4 protein-coding genes are annotated in these 2,579 nt (G+C 69.3%); 2 read left to right on the top strand and 2 right to left on the bottom strand.

The features are described 5' to 3' along the window. Positions 1-393, bottom strand: a 393-nt coding sequence (locus tag DBR36_RS18545; protein WP_258222873.1) for a dienelactone hydrolase family protein, incomplete at its 3' end; no start/stop codon positions are given. A gap of 164 nt (positions 394-557) precedes the next feature. Here DBR36_RS18545 and DBR36_RS14455 point away from each other — a divergent pair. Next, positions 558-1,487 (top strand): AEC family transporter, encoded by a 930-nt coding sequence (locus tag DBR36_RS14455; RefSeq protein ID WP_108320461.1) that lies wholly within the window; start codon positions 558-560, stop codon positions 1,485-1,487. An 84-nt stretch (positions 1,488-1,571) separates the two neighbouring features. After that, positions 1,572-2,120, top strand: a complete 549-nt coding sequence (locus DBR36_RS14450; protein WP_108320460.1) for an HdeD family acid-resistance protein — start codon at positions 1,572-1,574, stop codon at positions 2,118-2,120. Between the two features lie 50 nt (positions 2,121-2,170). On the opposite strand, the gene DBR36_RS14445 is transcribed toward DBR36_RS14450, so the two are convergent. Further along, positions 2,171-2,579, bottom strand: a 409-nt coding sequence (locus DBR36_RS14445; RefSeq protein ID WP_146185378.1) for a S9 family peptidase, incomplete at its 5' end; no start/stop codon positions are given.

The raw sequence follows: 2,579 nt of genomic DNA, 5'->3' as shown, positions 1-2,579 counted from the left end.
GCGCCCGGGATCGACTGACGGCTCCTCGCGCATGCGGGCGAACGCGGCGGTCAGGCGCGTCCGCCACAGCGGACGGTCCCGGTAGAACCCGCCGGCGACCGCGGCCGCCTCGTCGGGGCCCGGACGCACGTCGGCACCGTAGACGTCCGCGGCGAAGGCCACGTAACCGAGACGCGCGAGCATGTCGCACCGCATCCGCACGTAGTCGGTGACGCCGAGCCAGTCGTGTACGACGAGGATCCCGGGATGCCGTCCCTCACCGCCCGGGCGGGCGATGTACCCGCGGAAGGCGACACCGTCCGCCGTGTAGTCGAGGTCGTGCGAGACGATCCCGGCGGCGGGGACGGGTTCGCGGTCGAGGATGGCGGTGAGGTTCGGGGCGTACGCGGTCACGAGAGTCTCCAGGATCAGCCGGGGGTGTGCTTCGGACACTAGACCGCCCCGGCCGCCGCGGGGCCGCTTCGCGGCGAACCCACAAGGCGTCCGAGCCGTCCGCTGGGCACCGCTACGCTCGAATCGATGACTCCCCCGCGCACTCCCCGACGAATGCTCGGCACGTGAGCGGTATCTTCACCGGTTTCGCCGTCGTCGGTCTGGCCGTCGTGGTGGGCTACGTCATCGCCCGCATCGACCTGCTGGGCCCCCACGCGCGGCACGTCCTCAGCCGGCTCACCTTCTACGTGCTGTCGCCGTTCCTGCTGTTCACGGTGCTGGCCAAGGCCGACGTGGCGACGCTGTTCTCGGCGCTGCTGCCGGTGTCGATGATCACCGCCGCGGTCATCATCGGCGTGTACGCGCTGGTCTCGGCGCTGATCCTGCGGCGCCCGGTCGGCGAGACCGTCATCGGCGCGCTGTCGGCCGGACAGGTCAACAGCAACAACATCGGCATCCCTATCTCGCTCTACATGCTGGGCAACGCGGCGTTCTCGGCCCCCGTCATCCTGTTCCAGCTGCTCGTGCTCATGCCCATCGCGCTGACGATCCTGGATGCCGCGACCTCCGGCTCGCGGAACGTCGGACGCATCCTGCTGCAGACGGCGAAGAACCCCATGCTCATCGGGTCGGCGCTGGGGGTCGTCGTCGCGCTGCTCGACGTCGAGCTCCCCCCGATCGTGTTCGATCCGCTGCACCTGATCGCCGGAGCGTGCGTGCCGGTGCTGCTGATGTCGTACGGCATGTCGTTGTACGGCCAGCGCGTGCTCACCGAGCCGGGGCGGCGCATCGATGTCGTCATCGCGTCGGCGCTGAAACTGGTGGCCATGCCGGCGCTGGCCTTCGCCGTGGCGACGCTGTTCGCCCTGCCCGCGGATCAGGTGTTCGTCGTCGTGGTGCTGGCCGCGCTGCCCACCGCGCAGAACGTCTTCAACTTCGCGCAGCGGTACGGCGTCGGCGAGATCCTCTCGCGCGACGTGGTCTTCATCTCGACGGTGGGGTGCCTGCCGGTGCTGTTCGGGGTGGCGTTGCTGGTCCCCCACTCCCCCGTGTGACCGCTCGTTCCGTCCCGCTCGCGAAGCCTCACCCTCGGGTCTAGGGTGAGGATTGCTCCCAGCAATCGCACAGGAAGGCTCGCCATGTCCACGTCCACGACCAATCCGGCCATCGGAGCCCTGCGCACCGCGCTCGGCATCAGCGGCGCTCTGTCACTCGTCATCGGCCTGCTCATCCTGATCTGGCCGGGCCGCACCGCGCAGGTCGCCGTCGGCATCATCGCCGTCTACGTCATCATCGCGGGACTGGTCAACATCGGCATCGGCCTGTTCTGGCGCTCCGGCTGGGCCCGCATCGGCCACATCGCCCTGGGCGTGCTGTTCATCCTCGCGGGCGTGTTCTCGTTCGCCAACCTGCCCGCCACCGCCGCGTGGCTGGGGGTGTTCATCGGCACGCTGGTCGGCATCCTGTGGATCATCGAGGGCGTCGTCTCGCTCACCACCGTCGGCCACGGCTCGAAGGCCCGCGCGTGGACGATCTTCTTCGCGATCGTCAGCATCATCGCCGGTGTCGTGCTGCTGTTCTCGCCGCTGCTCGGCGCGGTGACGCTGTTCTTGCTGATCGGCTTCTCGCTGATCGTGCTGGGCGTGTTCCAGATCGTGCGCGCGATCCAGTTCGGCAAGGTCGCGTAACAGCTCGGAAAGAGGGGCCCGGATGCCATGGCATCCGGTCCCTCTGTCGTTCACCCGATCGGCAGGTGCCGGTCCCACCACTCGAGCACCGCGTCGAAACGCTGCACCCGGTGCTGCGGGCGACCGGCGCGCGTGAGCTCGTGGTCTTCGCCGGGGAAGATCAGCATCTCGGCGTCGACGCCGTTGCGCTTCAGCGCCGCGTAGTACCGCGTGGCCTGTTCGAGCGGGCAGCGGAAGTCAAGCTCGGAGTGCAGCACCAGCGTCGGCGTCCGCACCCGGTCGACGACGGCCATCGGGCTCTGCGCCGCGACCAGCATCGGGTCGGTGCCCACGTACTCGTCGCCGAAGAACGAGCCGATGTCGCTCGTGCCGGGAAAGGCCGCGGGGTCGAGGAAGCCGCGCTCCACGATCGCCCCGGCGAAGCGGTGGTCGTGCGCGATGATCCACGCGGTCATGTAC

The organism is Microbacterium sp. HMWF026, from assembly GCF_003061325.1.
GTDB classification, from domain to species: domain Bacteria; phylum Actinomycetota; class Actinomycetes; order Actinomycetales; family Microbacteriaceae; genus Microbacterium; species Microbacterium testaceum_E.
The sequence above is the reverse complement of the archived record's forward strand: the minus strand, read 5'-3'. Positions and strand labels throughout refer to the sequence as shown.

Bases quoted from the DNA above. Each gene is read 5' to 3' on its own strand.
- DBR36_RS14450 (WP_108320460.1), top strand. From the start codon at position 1,572: ATGTCCACGTCCACGACCAATCCGGCCATCGGAGCCCTGCGCACCGCG.